We start from the raw sequence: 14,903 nt of genomic DNA, 5'->3' as shown, positions 1-14,903 counted from the left end.
ACGTATGCAAAAGAACGCCATTATCATCCTGACAACCTATAAACCGCACGCAGCGGAGATATCCAAGGAACTCTTGGGCTTTTTGCAAGAAAACGGGATTCAAGCTGATATCTACGAATATGACGGCTTACCACCGGCAAAACCGATACGGAAGCGGTATGATTTTGCCGTCAGCCTCGGAGGGGACGGTACGGTGTTGTTTGCGGCACGGTACTGTGCACCGAAAAAAATACCGGTATTTCCCATTAACCTCGGTGAATTCGGCTTTATCGCAGGCGTTGAACCGGCGCATTGGAAACAAGCGCTTGGAGAATACCTTGCAGGAAATGCGGAACACCACGAGCGGCTCATGCTTTCTACCGCCGTGTATCGTAACGGCGAATGTGTCGGCTCCTTTGATGCGCTCAACGATGTCGTTGTTTCAGGCGGCGGCATTGCAAAGCTGATCAACCTCGCGCTTTCCTTTAACGGTATCTCTTTCGGCATATATCGGGCGGACGGCGTTATCGTGTCGAGTCCGACCGGTTCTACCGCATATTCGGCAGCCTCCGGCGGACCTATTATGGATCCGACGGTTGCCGCCTTTGTTCTTACGCCCATCGCGGCATTTTCCCTGTCAAACCGGCCGGTCGTACTGCCTGCTTCCGGTACAATGCGTATTGAGGTTTTGCATAATCGTCAAAAAGATGTTATTGTATCCATAGACGGACAGGAGTTGTTTCCGCTCTGCGAAGGCGACAAAATCGAAATTCAAATGTCGCGCCACCGGTTAAAACTTATCGGATGTTCGCCGGAAGCGTTTTATACGGCGCTCCGGTCAAAATTAGCGTGGTCGGGAAGTCCGTTGCAGGAATAACACTGCGGCGCGGAGGTTGATGTGCTCGAAACCATTTCGGTAAAAAATATTGCGCTTATCGACGAGCTTTCGCTCGATTTTAACGCTCATTTGAATGTGCTATCGGGAGAAACCGGTGCGGGAAAATCCATTTTGATCGGAGCGCTCAGCTTTTTGCTCGGCGGGAAGGTTACCGCAGATATTATCCGCACGGGCGCTGCCGAAGCGGCGGTGTCCGGTACGTTCTACCTTGCAAACGCCCATCCCGAAGCCGCCGCATGGCTTGACGAACGAGGCATCGAGCCTGAAAACAACCGGATATTATTACGGCGCACACTGAAAGAAAACGGCCGCGGCGGTATTTGGATTCAAGACACGCAAGTTTCCCGCGCCGAGCTTGAAACCTTTACATCCTTTTTGGTTGATATTCACGGTCAGCACGACCATCAATCCCTTTTTAAAACAGCGGAACACCGCCGCTTCTTGGATTCCTATGCAGGTATCCTCGATGAGGTGCATACATTCAGCCTCCTTTATACCCGCCTCGCCGAAATAAAAGCAAAACTGGAAACGATAGGGCATTCCGAAAAAGAGCGTACCGAACGGGTAGACTATCTTGCATTCGTCATCGACGAAATCGACAACGCCCGGTTACAGCCGGAAGAAGACGATGCGCTTGAAGCGGAAGAAACAAAGCTCTGCCAGTATGAAAAACTGTATGAACAGGTCGAGACGCTGCAAAACCTGTGTACGCAGGAACAAGGCATTGTGCCGCAGCTTAAAAAACTACAGCATATCTCTGACAGCGTTGCCGCTATCGACCCCGCCGTTCACGAATATGCCGAACGGATAGAAAACGCCTACTACGAAATGCAGGACATCGGCGAATTTTTCAGCTCCTATCTTTCAAAACTGGTATTTGATCCCGACCGGCTGGAACAGGTGCAGGAGCGGCTGTCTCTTATCAATAAGCTCAAGAAAAAATACGGCGCAAGCATCAAGGATATCCTCGCCTATCGAGACTCCGCACAAGCTGAACTGGATTCTCTCGGCGAAAGCGAGCAAGATAAAACCGCTCTGGAGAAGGAAGTCCCCGCGCTTGAAGCAAAATTATTTGCAGCCGGTACCGCCTTGTCCCAAAAACGGAAAGCCGCCGCAGCGGAGCTTCAACAAAAAATTCAAACTACCCTCACCAACCTCGGTATGCCCAAGGTGGTATTTACCGTGCAGGTTACCGCAGCCGAACCGAACGGAAACAAGCAGACAGCAGGGCTTTACGGGTTCGATTCGGTAGAATTTTTAATCAGTACCAATCCGGGAGAGCCGGTCAAGCCGCTCAACAAAATAGCGTCGGGAGGTGAACTCTCGCGTGTCATGCTGGCGCTCAAAACCGTTCTAACCGCTGCCGACGAAGCGGACACCCTTGTGTTTGACGAAATAGATACCGGCATCGGCGGTGAGGTTGCCCGCACCGTCGCGGAGCATCTGAAAGAATTAGCCGGTAATAAGCAAATACTCTGTATTACACACCTTGCAGTTATTGCCGCCGCTGCCGATACTCATATTAAGATACTGAAGATACAATCCGAACATACAAGCCGCACATCTGCCAAAACAATAGACGGAGAAACTCGTGTTGAAGAAATTGCACGGATGCTTGCAGGCGATGAGGTCAGTACCGCTTCACGTATTCACGCAAAAGAGTTATTATCAAGGTATGGAAATATAGGATAACACGATATGGATAATCCACAGCAAGGTACAAACATATACGAAGAACAACTCCGTTACTATCAAGAGGAAATCAATCAAATACTCAAACAGGAAAAAGCGATGGCAGAGCTTACCGCAAAAGATCCTGAAGGCAGTATGTATAAAAAAATCATGCTTGCCGATGAACTGATATATATGGTAACACTCTATTTGGCAATGTATCAAATAGCGGTTTCCTTTTTGAATCGGAAAAACGAAACCCTGCTCAACGAAGCGCGGAAGGCCTTATATAAGGTCATTATCAATCTTGAAGAGATTGTTTCAAACTTTATCGATGCTCCTTTTTCCGACTATGAGGAGAAAGTACGAAAGATCGAACACGTACCTCAAAAACAACGGTTTTATTTAATCAGAAAATTGGGCTTGGCGATAGACCTCGTCATTCGAGCATACAGCGATAATACCAAATGGAAATGGTCATTTGTGGAACTCCAAGGGCGGTACGCAACGGTTGCTAAAAATATCCTCGATTTAAAGGACACTGCGGAGACGGGGTTTGATCCTCGCTCACCTGATTACGAAAGCACGATGTTCCATCTAAAATTAGTAAAAAAACTGCTCTTACAGGCAGCCGATCAATACCGCGCACGCTACGAAACAGCAACTTCCAGTATAGAGGATTTCAGGATTGCTATTCAGTATTTGGAAGCTACGCGGCGTATACACATTTTGCTCAATGAGCGAAGCGCAGCGGAAGAAGTAAAACGGCAAATCGGAATATGGTCTGAGAAGATGGAAAAAGATTTACAGCGGCGGAAAAAAGTATAGACAAAAGAGAAATAAAATGTTTAGCAAAGAAATTGTATGTAAACTTTTTGAAGCGTTTTCCATTCAGCGGTGGAACGATTTAGTCCGCCCCTTCGATATCGTCGAAATGGATAAGACAGCGGAAAAAATGTTTCTCAGCTTTATCATCGGCAAATATGAAGAAAAAAATGGGAAAGCGGTCAATTGGCTGCCCATCATTAATAATTCCTTCTTTGAGCTGCTACGCCGAATTGCGCTCTGCGATATGAAGTCGCCGGTACAGCGCATTATCCGCTCGGAATATCCCGAAGAATATAAAAAACTGAACCGCTGGGTACTCGATAAATACAAGACGATTATCACCGATCCGCAGTTTCTTGATGAATTTGCAGCCTACCTTTTTGATCCGGTTGACCCTACGGATATAAGTTTTCGGGTACTGCGCGCTGCACATAAGTATTCGGCAATGCGCGAGCTAGATATGATCCGCATGGTGAACGAACCTTTCCGGCTGACTGAAATCGATAAATGCTTGGAGACCGATATTGCCGATTTTATGGACTTAAAGGGCGTACAGCTTTTGACAACGCGGCAACAACCGTACTATTTTATTACGGAAATTGAAAAACTGCGCTTCCAAACCCGTTGGAATCAAACGCCGCGGGTTCCGGCGACGACGGTACTCGGGCATTCGTACTTTGTTGCCGCGCTGGTTTTCTTAATGAGCCGCACGCTTAAGCTACCGCAACATCGGCTTTCGATTAACTTTTTTGCAGCGCTCTTCCACGACTTGCCGGAAGCGGTTACCCGCGATATTATCTCTCCGGTAAAGCAAGCGACCGATCGCCTACCCGAAGTGGTTAAGCATATTGAAGATGAAATTGTCGCAAAGGAATTACTCCCGCTGATGGACGACTTTTACCGCGAAGAGGTACTGTATTTTATTCAAGATGAATTTGAGAACCGCATTAAACTGGACGGTGCTGTTCGCTGCGTAACAAGCGAAGAGCTGAACACAACGTACTCGGCGCCTCGGTTTCGCGGGATCGACGGTAAACTGATCCGCGCGGCGGATCACATCGCGGCCTTCGTAGAAGCCGACAGTTCCATCCACTTCGGCATCCGCTCCGAGCAGCTGGAAGAAGGCAGGGCAAACATCCTGCAGCACTACGGCAAAAACACCGTTATCAACGGCTTTTCCCTAGAAAGCTTTTTTGAATCGTACCGTTAAAGAAAGGGTATGATACAAACCGTTAGGCTTGATATTTTTAGAGGATCCCTTATAGCTATGCACTATAAAGTTTTATTCAGAATAGAAAAGATTCGGTTGATCGCTAAATTGCAAAATAAATTAGTCAATTACCGAAATTATTGCAAAGAAACCGGCGATACGGCGGAAATTGAAATCGTGTTTGCCGGAGATGTTGTGCAATATTTTAAGAATCTTGAAAATGATTTTACGGACTGCGGTTGCGACATAGCTCTGTGCCATAATGCCTTAGCGGGGCAGGGGATGGACGACATACAGTATAAAAATATCAGAACCGTACGTGCCGGAATCGGAGAAATCATCAAACGGAAAGCGGAAGGCTTTATCGAGTATACGATTGAGTAAAAAAATTATTCTGTGTACTTTCGCTCCTCGTTTTGACTCTCCGCTGCGAGGTTTAGCAGCGCCTGCCGTTCTTTTGCGGTAAGGTCGCGGAACTCTCCTGCTTTCAGGGTTCCCAGCTCGAGGTTCCCGATGCGAACCCGCACCAGCCGCTTTATCGTACAGTTAAAGGAATCCAGCACGCGGCGGATTTCTCTATTTTTCCCTTCGACAAGTACAATCCGCAGCTTACGGCGGTTCACGGCAGCGGCTGAACGGCATTTGTAAAAAATGCCGTCAACGCGGATACCGCGTTCAAAGCGGGTGAGCAGCTCCGGCGGAAAGTCCTGCGTGGTTTCGATGACATATTCCTTTTCGATCTGCGCTGACGGGTGTTCTATCTTTGCGGCAAAATCCCCGTCGTTGGTAAAGAGGATTGCCCCGCTCGAAAACATATCGAGCCTGCCGATGTTGTAGAGCCGTTCGCTGTAGGTTTCTTTTAAAAGATCTGCGGCAGTGGGGCGTCCTTTCTCGTCGGAGAGCGTGCAGACAAAGCCCGCCGGTTTGTTCAAAAGTACGTAGCATTTGCGCGCTTCGGGATGCACCGGCTTTCCGTCAAGGAGTACCGTATCACCTGTGCGAACCTTGCTGCCCATGTCGGTAACAAGCGTTCCGTTTACGGAAACGCGCCCCTCCGCGATAATCTTTTCGCAAGCCCGCCGCGACGCAACCCCCGCATGGGCAAGATAGACTTGCAGCCGCATCTCCTGCTTGTCGCTTTTTCCGTTATCTTTAGTAGTTGTACCGCTGTTGAAATATTCGGTTCGCTTGCCGCTGTTTTCGTCGTCTTTGTTAAGAGTGCCGTTATCGAAAGGTCGAGAGCTGTGAGAAAAATGATTGTTATCGCGCAAGTTCGAACCGCTCCTGTTCAGTCTCATCCATCTTTGGTAAGTCCGCAATGCTGTTTAAACCGAATACTTTTAAAAATTCCTTAGTCGTGCCGAATTGCACCGGTTTTCCGGGAATGTCTTTTTTCCCCACTTCTTTAATCAGCTCTTTTTCTACCAAAAGCCTAATCATCGTGTCGGCGGAAACCCCGCGGATTGCTTCGATTTCGGCACGGGTTATCGGCTGAGAATAGGCGATAATCGACAGCGTTTCCATCGCAGCGCGCGAAAGCCGGTTTTCGTTCTTTTTGCCGTAGCGGTCTTTCAGCGCATCCCAAAATTCTTTTTTAGGCGTGATAATCCAGCCGCCCATCATCTGTGTAATTTCGATACCGCTCGAACCTTCCGAATATGAATCTTTCAGATTTTTAATACATTCTTTTACGACATCGACCGATAAGCCGGCAATTTTACTGATTGCAGCGTCGTCAAGCGGCTCTCCTTCCAAATAGAGGATTGCCTCTACGAGGGCTGTTTCTTTTTCCATTTTATACTCCATCATCATTGCGGGCAGCTTCCCACGGGCGTATTTTTATATCGCCGAACATCCTGTTTTGCCAGATACTTGCCATCCTGAATTTGACCGCCTCAAGCAGCGCCATAAAAGCGCAAATGACATCCAGCAGATTTCCTTTCCGTACAATCAAATCGGTAAAGAGGCATTCACCCTTTTCTTCCAAAAAATTCATTCATCAGCGTCAGCTTTTCATTTACGGACACCTCTTCGTACAGGTCAAGAATTTGTTCCGAGTTATAATTAGACATCAGTTTTGAGAACGTCCGTAAAAGCTCCCACGTATCAACCCGCTCCCACAGGTTTTCTTCGGTAAAGGGAAGCGCGTGCTGTATTTTCTTGCGCTCAAAAAACCATTCGGCCTCGCTTTCTTTTTCTTCCATTAAAACCGACAGTTTTTTGAATTTCTGATACTCAATCAGCTTGTTGACCAATTCCATACGCGGGTCTTCGATATCCTCATCGTCCGGATCAACCTCGACGGGAAGGAGCATCTTGCTTTTAATGTAGACAAGGTGCGCCGCGAGTTCATAAAACTCGGTTAAGCTGTCCAGATTGAGGCTTACCGCATAATCGAGATATTCAAGGTACTGTTCGGTTATGTCCCCGATGGGGATATCGTAGATATTGATCTCATTTTTCTTAATTAAAAAGAGCAGAAGGTCGAGCGGCCCTTCAAAATCATTGACTTTAAACGCAGTTAGCGCCTCGTTGTTCTGTTCTTCGTGCTTTTCATCTTCGCCAGTTATCATGGGGGTTATTATATCGAAGAACGGGACTTTTGAAAATATGCATACCGTCTACGGCGTTGCTGCACAAAAATAAATGCTCAACGTACAACAAGTACGTCTCCGCTTTATTTTTGTTCGTGCCTTGTATCCGGTACCCCTATTTTCAAAAGGCTTACGGAAACAAAATATACGGCGCATCTACGCCAAAACTATACATCCGTGTATAGTTTTGGCGAATGCTCTGCGCCGGGGTTGTTGATTTTGTAAATCTAAGATAGCAAAGAAATAAATTAATACCGTTCAATCCGCCCTTCGGGGTAATTGACAGCTTTGACCTTTGTTACGATATTATCGAACTCAGCTCCTTGCGGTATCCTTATCTTTTTGCAACAAGTTTCGCTATGATCTTTATGACCAAAAGCATTGTTGCCTATTGTAGTAAGCTCATTACCTACAATTGTGATCACACTTGCAGTACAGCCTAGAAAAGCTTCCTCACCAATTGTTTTGAGACCACGAGGAAGCTTTACTGCTTCCAAGTTTGAATATCCTCGAAAGGCGTAATCCTCTATTTCGATAACGGAATCAAGAATATTCGCCTCTTTTAGCGCGGGGGCTGCCCACACCAGTTTTTTCTTATCCTTGCTGTAGATGATATTTTCTTCGGCATGATAGATGGTATTGTCAGCATGTACCGTGAATGTAGCCAGTTTAGGGCACTCTGTAAACGCCGTTTTATCAATCTTAGTAACTTTTGCAGGAATGTCTATGGCTTTGAGTTCTGTACAGCCGCTAAAAGCATTTTCACGGATCTCTTCCAGCTTCTCCGGTAAAATGACATTTGAGAGCTCTGCAGCTCCTGCAAAAGCATTCGAATCGATTACGGTAATATTTTCAGGAATAATAATTGAGCCTTTTGGGGCTTTTCCATGCGGATATGCATCAAGTGTTTTACCGTCAGCTGCAATGTTAAAGCTCTTATAATTGGTAACGGCATAGACTGTTGTATCTTTGGTAAAGGTATACGTTGTATCCAGTTTTTCACCGTTTCTATCGTTGAGCCGCCATTCGTAGATTTCATAGTCTGCTGCCGGCCAGTCATCTTTTAAGATAGCCTTTGCTTTTGCTTGTGCTTCCACGTCTGCCCATGTTGCATCCTTGTTTACTTCGATAGTGCCCAACGTATCTTCCTTTATGCGCTCGTCTCCCTCTACAGTAATCCTTAGCTTTCTCCACTGTGCAGTGTATGTCTTACCGTTAGCTTCTAAGGTGAAAGTTGCTGGAAGTTCCGGATCCCACCCCGCAAATATGACATCTGCTTTTGTCGGGTCAGTTATAGAAATAGGCGCCCCAAAACGTCCCGTCAAGGTATTTCCCGATGGAAGGGGCGGTACAAAACTGCCTCCATCCAAGTCGAAAGTAAGTGTGATATTCTTCCGGTCATACTTAATCTCTACAACGGTTGTATTGTCAGCCGCAATTTTCTTCTGATCAAAGGACTGTGCAGTAAAACCCTGATAGGAATTTGCAGTAGCTTTTGTATCTGTGCCGACATCTCCGTGCAGTGTTTGATCATCTTGTGTGTTGTGCGTGTAGTTATCATCGTTGACATTTTGCAGTAAATGATGCACGTAATATTTTTTTCCCGGTTTTTTTGCCGACACTGCAAAAACAACACTATCATTGTTAAATACCGTTTCGTCCGTTACGGCAGTTCCGCTCGCATTGTTGAGCTTCCAGCCGCTCAGCTCATAATCATCATGACAGCTTATTTCGATTGTGCTCTTTATTGCAGCCCATTTGCTGCCTCTTGCAACTGTTAATGATTTTGTTTCCGGTTTTTTGACGGTGATATACTGGTCTCCTTCTACTTTGATGGTAATGACGTTGCTACCACTGTGACCTCTACAGCTTAAAAACATCACTGCGCTTACAGTCAGCATAAGCACAGAGAGGAAAATATGCTTCATCTGCGGCAGCCGGTATGTACGTTTGGCTGCTGAATGAGCGGAAATGTGGTTTTGATCCATGGTGACTCCTTACTGCAGGTGGTTCCCGCGTATCTATTTTGTGTTTTGACTATACACGGTATTTTCCTTCGGTTTGTAAGCTCGGAGCGGCAACCGTGTATGTACCAAAGAATGTAGCTATTCTACAATCAAACTGCGAAAGCTAGCATAAAAGCTATACACACGTCAATACATACGGGAACCTCTAAAAAACTTACGGTTGTTAGAGGTTCCATATAGGGCTGCAACAATGTATTACGTTAGATTGCAAAAGAGATATTGCAATCTAACGTGAAAGATTAATCATTTTCAATAGGTATATTTTTCCGTTACCGAAGACTTTTCAATCATACTTCGGTACAGCGCCGATTTTTGTAACAGCTCTGCGTGCGTACCTTCCGCATCAACTTTGCCTTTATTCATTACGATGATTTTATCAGCGTTCTCGATTGACTTTAAGCGGTGCGAAATGATAATCACGGTTTTGCCTTTTATGAGTGTGTTGAGGCTTTCCTGTATTTTCATTTCGTTTTCCACATCGAGCGAGGCGCTGATTTCGTCAAGAATGATAATCGGTGCGTTTTTCAAAAGGGCGCGAGCAATGGAAAGACGCTGACGCTCTCCGCCGGAAAGCCTGCTTCCATTTTCACCGATGACCGTATTGTAGCCGTCCGGCAGCGCTTCGATAAACTCGGCGCAGTTTGCAAGACGGGCAGCTTCTTTTACGTCGTTATCGCTTGCGTTTTTATTTCCGACGCGGATATTTTCCATAATCGAGGTATTGAAAAGCCCGACATCCTGAAAGACAATCGAAATTTTATCGAAAAGGCTGTCGGTATCGATTGTTGCAATGTCTTTGCCGTCGATGAGAATTTGTCCCTTGCCGTAATCATAGAGACGGGACGCAAGCCTCAGTACGGTTGTTTTTCCGCAGCCTGATGGACCGACAAGCGCGGTAACTTTATTTTGTTCCGCGGTAAACGAAATACCGTCGATAATCTTTTGTCCGTCGTTATACGAAAACTCCACATCTTTAAATTGAATACCGTAATGCTGCAAAGAAGCAGGTTCGCCTTCCTGCGTTTTTGTTTCGCGCAGCTCGTTTATGCGCTTAACCCGTGCATCGATATACATCATCTCTGCAAGGTTCGCTTCAACACCTGCAACCGCATCCACCACACGGGCAGCTGCAATAATATAGCCGATAAGATATAAAAGCGAAGCCGTGCCTGCCAGATACATTTTTAGTCCGAAAAATACGGTAACGCCGATGGAAAACTTTAAAAACAGCAGTGCGATGTTAAGCGGGATCGCTTGATGCGCTTCCACAGTTAAGTGCAATTTCTCTGCTTCATCAACATTGCGGTTCAATTTTTCCATTGTGTCTTCCGTAAGCCCGTAGCTTTTAATTTCCTGTTGCAGTTCTATCGCTTCTTGAAAAAATTCCGTGCGCTCACGCTGTTTATGAAAGTCCCGCGTTGTCTCCCGTATTTGAATTTTTTTCGACAGGATCAATAAAATAAAGCTGATAATAATCGGGACAAATACACATAAGCCTAATCCCGGATGAGCAGTAATCATCACTGCACCGATTATAAGCAAATAGAACACAAGACCGATTGTTTGAGGAATTGCGTGGCTGAGCGCATGTTCGATTGTAGCGACATCGGTCATCACCGTTTGTGATAAGTCGGAAACATCGTGTTTGGAAAAATACGCAAGCGGCAGCGCCTTGAGCCGGTCTGCAATATTCACGCGCAGTTCTTTACATTCTTTAAATGTCGCGGTGTAGAGCGTATTGTAATTGATATGCACAAGCACATACATCACAACCGCAAGCGCAGCAATAATACCGATATAAAATCCCGCCGACTGCAGCGTTCCGTCAAAATAGTTTTGCAAAAAGAACATCATTAAAAACATCGGTAAAATAAATGCAACATCCGCAAGCATCGACCATACCGATGCCGTAACAATTCCTTTTGCCCCCGATTCGGTTACCCCGAACCATTTTTGTAATTTAGTCATATATAACTCCCTAATTAGGAAAAAATCTCTTTCCTTCCAACGCTTTTGCAAATAGGTGAGGTAAGTACGAGGAGCGAATAAAAATTAACCGGAGGCGTATCTTTGATACGTTGAGGATTAATTTTTATGCAGCGACAAAGTAATTACCCGCATATTTGCAAAAGTCTAGACCCTCCAGTCATTCGCCTTAGAATACAGTCGTTGTAGATGGCTGTATTTTCCGCCTTTTTGCATAAGCTCGGCATCGCTGCCGCGTTCGGCGATGTTTCCGTCTTCGACCACGAGAATTTCGTCGACGTTTCTAATCGAGCTCAAGCGGTGCGCAATCATAATAACCGTTTTGTTTTTCATCAAATTGGAAAACGCCTGTTGAATTTCGTATTCATTTTCCGGGTCGGCAGCGGCGGACGCCTCGTCCAAAATGATAATATCCGCATTTTTCAAAATAGCGCGGGCAATCGCAACACGCTGAATTTCTCCGCCGGATAAGTGTACACCCTTTGAACCGATAACCGTTTTTTCACGTTCGGGGAATTTGGCTAAAATATCTTCGCAGCGGGCAAGCCTAAGCGCATTCATCACCTCTTCATCGCTTGCATTTTTATTCCCCATTTTGACGTTTTCAAAAATACTTGTTTTAAAGAGCTTCGAGGTTTGGAACACAAAGGCGATACTGTGCATCAGCGCATTCCGTGAATATGACGAAATATTTTTTCCGCCGATTAAAATTTCACCTGAATTTATTTTATAAAAACCAGAGATCAATTTTGCTATTGTACTTTTTCCTCCGCCTGATGATCCGACCAGTGCATAGGTTTTATTCGGTTCCAATGTAAAACTGACATCATTTAAAATCTTTTCTTCCGTGTAACCGAACGATACGTTTTTAAATTCAATACCGAAGTTCTCAAAGGTTTCTTCCGTACCGTGTTCAAGGTTATCCTTTTCCATATCTGCAAAAAGATTTTCGAGTTTATCTACAACGCTTTTTGCCTGAAAGTTATACATACCGACATACATCACGCGCATAAATGCCGAAAAAAGCACACCGGCGATACAGACAAAAAAGACGAGCTTTGCAATGATAAGGTTAGCGTCCGCCCCCTTGTTCATAAAATAAATAGCGGCAGGAATAGTGAATACCGCGAACAGATTAAACAGCACTTGAAACATCACATACGGCGTACGGCAGCTGAGCGTGTACTTGTATGCTAAATCGGAATAGCCGGTAATTGCTTCGTAAAACGCTTTAAAAGATTCAACCGTGCTTCTAAAGATTTTGACAATCTGCATACCGCGGACATATTCAACCGCTTCGGCATTCATCCGTTCCAACGCCGCTTGATACTTCCGCATAAAATCTTTATTGCCCATCATAAACATCATCTGCGCACCGCCGATAAGCGCAACGGCAAGCAGCAACAGACCGAGTTTTACATCAACTGCAAATACAATGATAAACATAAAAATCGGCGTAAACAATGCGGAAATATTATCGGGAATTAAATGCGCAACCAGCATGTGCGTTTCCTGCGCATTGTCATCGATCAGCTTGCGGATTTTTCCCGACGGGTTCAGGTCGAAAAACGAAAACGAAGCATTCATCAAATGATTGATTGCCGTTTTGCGCAAATTCGATTCAAGCCGGAACCCAAGTACGTGCGACGCCCACAAAGCGCAGAAATATACAACCGAATAACCTGCCAACAGCGAAACAATCACCGTTGCGTACATCGACCCGTCCGTAACGTTTTTGGTAACCAAAAGCGCGTACAAAAACTTCCATAAAAACCAAAATGCACCCATCTGAGAAGCAACTCCCAGCGTAGCGCACACCACCGAAATATACGCACAGTGTATTTTCTCCGGCGTATATTTTAATAACCTTTTATATGTGTCCATTTAGAACAACCTCCTTATCTTTTACAAATATACGGGACATCTGCTGCGTTGCTTCAAAAAAATTAATCCTCACCGTACACAAAGTACGGCTCCGGTTAATTTTTGCTTGCGCCTTGCATCTGTACCGTCTATTTGCAAAAGGCTTATTCATAAAATTAATTTTGGGCGTTCCGGTTCCCGCGTATCCCAGTAGCCACGGAGGGCTGTGGAATACGCTATTGCGAGATTTATACAATAAATCTCGCAGGTCAAACATTGACACGGATGTCAATGTTTGACCGACCGTCGGGCTTTACGGGGTTCCGCTAACGCTCCATTCCTTCGGAACAGCTGCGCTGCCCCTCCAATCCCTAACGCTTATTACCAATTACCAATTATGAATTTCCCATACCCCTTTAGCCTTTTACTTGTTCCATCCAATATTGTTTCCACCCGGCACAATGGTATATGTTAAAGTCGAGTATATATTCTACCGCTTCCGATTTTTTTAAGTTATGATAAAAAACTTCTTTTAGATTTTCAAAGTGAGACGTTACCATGACATGAATAAAAAATCGTATGCGCCGCGACATTTTAACGCCGTCTTGTTCCAGCCATTGAAGTGTTTCTCTTTCAGTTACATCGATTGCTTTATCAAAAATATGCTCACAGGAGCTTCCCTTCGAACAGCAGACAATCAATTTCATCGCATCCCAATGAGCATAGAAAAAATCTATCATCCTTAAAAAGCGGCGTTGCGAAAGCTCGGTAATTGCGGAAAGCTCGCCTGTTTTCATGCCGAATTTTTCAGCATCGAATACATCGTGATGCGTTACGATGGCTAAAAATTCGTCGAATACGCCGCTTACAAGAGCTTCGAATATGCCGTCCTTATTATCAAAAAGGTTATACAGCGCCCCTGTCGTAACCCCTGCTTTTTCGGCGATGGTGCGCACATTGGTATCTGCAAAACCATTGGTAAAAAACTCCTGTTTTGCAGCGCGCAAAATCTTTGCCCGTGTGTTTAGTTCATCCTTATCGGCTAATATTTTTTCCGCATAGTTGTTCATAGTTCTAATCAACATACCCCGCTGCAGAGCATTGCCGAAAAACGGCAGGTATAAAACCCTCCGCATGAATAACTTTTCTACTAATTAGTAACAATGTTACTAAAACAAGCTAAAAATGTCAAGCGTGGGTTACTTTTATAATGCAAAATAGGGAAATCACTATGTCTATAAAAAAACTATTTTTTGTATAGACAAAAGGACGTCGATCCGTTTTTCTACTGTAAAATGTTTATTTGTACGGAAAAGGGTAATATCTCGGCCTCTGTACCATAATAACAATTACAACTACCTTACGGACTCAGGGCTTCAGCATGAAAAAAATTCTTGAGAGATAACAGTGAAACAGGAGGTTTTCTAATAGAGCAAGTGCGGATTTTTGAATGTTTTTTAGGACAAAGAAATTCAAAAATCCGCACTTTTTTAATAATGACAGGGATTCAGCTGTGAAAAAAACAACGAAAGACCGGAATATATCAGAAAAGCGTGAAAAAAGAGGGTTGTGAATGGCCTTTGAGCGAAGCGAAAGTGCCTGAACGCCCTCTTTTTTCACACGTGCTGTCACATAAAACGATGTTTTTCTTTTATTTTTCTTTCATGCTGAATCCCTGCTTACGGACTTTCGGCACATTGTTTTTTTTCGATAAATGGTCTATACTTTACAGTCAGTTCGGCATACATCAGGGCACCTCTAAAAACTCGGTTAGATTTTTAGAGGTGCCCGACGAGTTTTAATTTAAGTCTTTATATAGTAATGACTTAAATTAAAACATCGCAAAT

General features: G+C 44.8%; 11 protein-coding genes and 1 pseudogene. 5 read left to right on the top strand and 7 right to left on the bottom strand.

Going from position 1 to position 14,903, the window contains the following annotated elements; genetic code table 11:
- The first annotated feature begins 4 nt into the window (after positions 1 to 4).
- Genes GWP40_RS06730 through GWP40_RS06710 form a run of 5 tightly spaced genes read left to right on the top strand, consistent with a single transcriptional unit; the run spans position 5 to position 4,970 of the window.
- Complete coding sequence (locus tag GWP40_RS06730) at positions 5 to 856, top strand: NAD(+)/NADH kinase (protein WP_212564706.1); 852 nt, start codon at positions 5 to 7, stop codon at positions 854 to 856.
- 21 nt (positions 857 to 877) lie between these two features.
- Positions 878 to 2,569 (top strand): DNA repair protein RecN, encoded by a 1,692-nt coding sequence (gene recN / locus GWP40_RS06725; protein ID WP_212564705.1) that lies wholly within the window; start codon positions 878 to 880, stop codon positions 2,567 to 2,569.
- 6 nt (positions 2,570 to 2,575) lie between these two features.
- Positions 2,576 to 3,376 carry a hypothetical protein gene (locus tag GWP40_RS06720; RefSeq protein ID WP_212564704.1) on the top strand — a complete coding sequence of 267 codons (801 nt, stop codon included), beginning with the start codon at positions 2,576 to 2,578 and terminating at the stop codon, positions 3,374 to 3,376.
- A 16-nt stretch (positions 3,377 to 3,392) separates the two neighbouring features.
- Entirely contained in the window at positions 3,393 to 4,586 is a 1,194-nt protein-coding gene (locus GWP40_RS06715; protein ID WP_212564703.1) for an HD domain-containing protein, read from the top strand.
- A gap of 57 nt (positions 4,587 to 4,643) precedes the next feature.
- Entirely contained in the window at positions 4,644 to 4,970 is a 327-nt protein-coding gene (locus tag GWP40_RS06710; RefSeq protein WP_212564702.1) for a DsrE family protein, read from the top strand.
- Between the two features lie 5 nt (positions 4,971 to 4,975).
- On the opposite strand, the gene GWP40_RS06705 is transcribed toward GWP40_RS06710, so the two are convergent.
- The 7 genes and pseudogenes from GWP40_RS06705 to GWP40_RS06675 all read right to left on the bottom strand — a co-directional run bounded on the left by GWP40_RS06705 (position 4,976) and on the right by GWP40_RS06675 (position 14,126).
- Positions 4,976 to 5,710, bottom strand: coding sequence for a pseudouridine synthase (locus GWP40_RS06705; protein WP_212566566.1), 735 nt, complete (start codon positions 5,708 to 5,710; stop codon positions 4,976 to 4,978).
- 136 nt (positions 5,711 to 5,846) lie between these two features.
- Entirely contained in the window at positions 5,847 to 6,380 is a 534-nt protein-coding gene (gene scpB / locus GWP40_RS06700) for an SMC-Scp complex subunit ScpB (RefSeq protein ID WP_006189743.1), read from the bottom strand.
- A 1-nt stretch (position 6,381) separates the two neighbouring features.
- Positions 6,382 to 7,159, bottom strand: a pseudogene (locus GWP40_RS06695) (segregation and condensation protein A).
- Positions 7,160 to 7,428: 269 nt separating this feature from the next.
- The gene (locus GWP40_RS06690; RefSeq protein ID WP_212564701.1) at positions 7,429 to 9,168 is read right to left on the bottom strand and encodes a leucine-rich repeat protein; all 1,740 of its coding nucleotides are present in this window, start codon (positions 9,166 to 9,168) and stop codon (positions 7,429 to 7,431) included.
- A gap of 288 nt (positions 9,169 to 9,456) precedes the next feature.
- Entirely contained in the window at positions 9,457 to 11,175 is a 1,719-nt protein-coding gene (locus tag GWP40_RS06685) for an ABC transporter ATP-binding protein (protein WP_212564700.1), read from the bottom strand.
- 165 nt (positions 11,176 to 11,340) lie between these two features.
- Positions 11,341 to 13,077 (bottom strand): ABC transporter ATP-binding protein, encoded by a 1,737-nt coding sequence (locus tag GWP40_RS06680; RefSeq protein WP_212564699.1) that lies wholly within the window; start codon positions 13,075 to 13,077, stop codon positions 11,341 to 11,343.
- A gap of 395 nt (positions 13,078 to 13,472) precedes the next feature.
- Entirely contained in the window at positions 13,473 to 14,126 is a 654-nt protein-coding gene (locus GWP40_RS06675) for a TetR/AcrR family transcriptional regulator (protein WP_212566565.1), read from the bottom strand.
- Positions 14,127 to 14,903 lie beyond the last annotated feature (777 nt).

The sequence above is a fragment of the Treponema vincentii genome, assembly GCF_018336815.1.
Classification (GTDB): Bacteria; Spirochaetota; Spirochaetia; order Treponematales; family Treponemataceae; genus Treponema.
This window is presented reverse-complemented; position numbering and strand designations above follow the sequence as displayed.

Excerpts from the sequence above, each read along its gene's own strand:
- scpB (WP_006189743.1), bottom strand. The coding sequence starts at position 6,380 with ATGGAAAAAGAAACAGCCCTCGTAGAGGCAATCCTCTATTTGGAAGGA.
- GWP40_RS06730 (WP_212564706.1), top strand. The coding sequence starts at position 5 with ATGCAAAAGAACGCCATTATCATCCTGACAACCTATAAACCGCACGCA.
- GWP40_RS06715 (WP_212564703.1), top strand. The coding sequence starts at position 3,393 with ATGTTTAGCAAAGAAATTGTATGTAAACTTTTTGAAGCGTTTTCCATT.
- GWP40_RS06705 (WP_212566566.1), bottom strand. The coding sequence starts at position 5,710 with ATGCGGCTGCAAGTCTATCTTGCCCATGCGGGGGTTGCGTCGCGGCGG.
- GWP40_RS06685 (WP_212564700.1), bottom strand. The coding sequence starts at position 11,175 with ATGACTAAATTACAAAAATGGTTCGGGGTAACCGAATCGGGGGCAAAA.
- GWP40_RS06690 (WP_212564701.1), bottom strand. The coding sequence starts at position 9,168 with ATGGATCAAAACCACATTTCCGCTCATTCAGCAGCCAAACGTACATAC.
- GWP40_RS06710 (WP_212564702.1), top strand. The coding sequence starts at position 4,644 with ATGCACTATAAAGTTTTATTCAGAATAGAAAAGATTCGGTTGATCGCT.
- GWP40_RS06720 (WP_212564704.1), top strand. The coding sequence starts at position 2,576 with ATGGATAATCCACAGCAAGGTACAAACATATACGAAGAACAACTCCGT.
- GWP40_RS06680 (WP_212564699.1), bottom strand. The coding sequence starts at position 13,077 with ATGGACACATATAAAAGGTTATTAAAATATACGCCGGAGAAAATACAC.
- GWP40_RS06675 (WP_212566565.1), bottom strand. The coding sequence starts at position 14,126 with ATGAACAACTATGCGGAAAAAATATTAGCCGATAAGGATGAACTAAAC.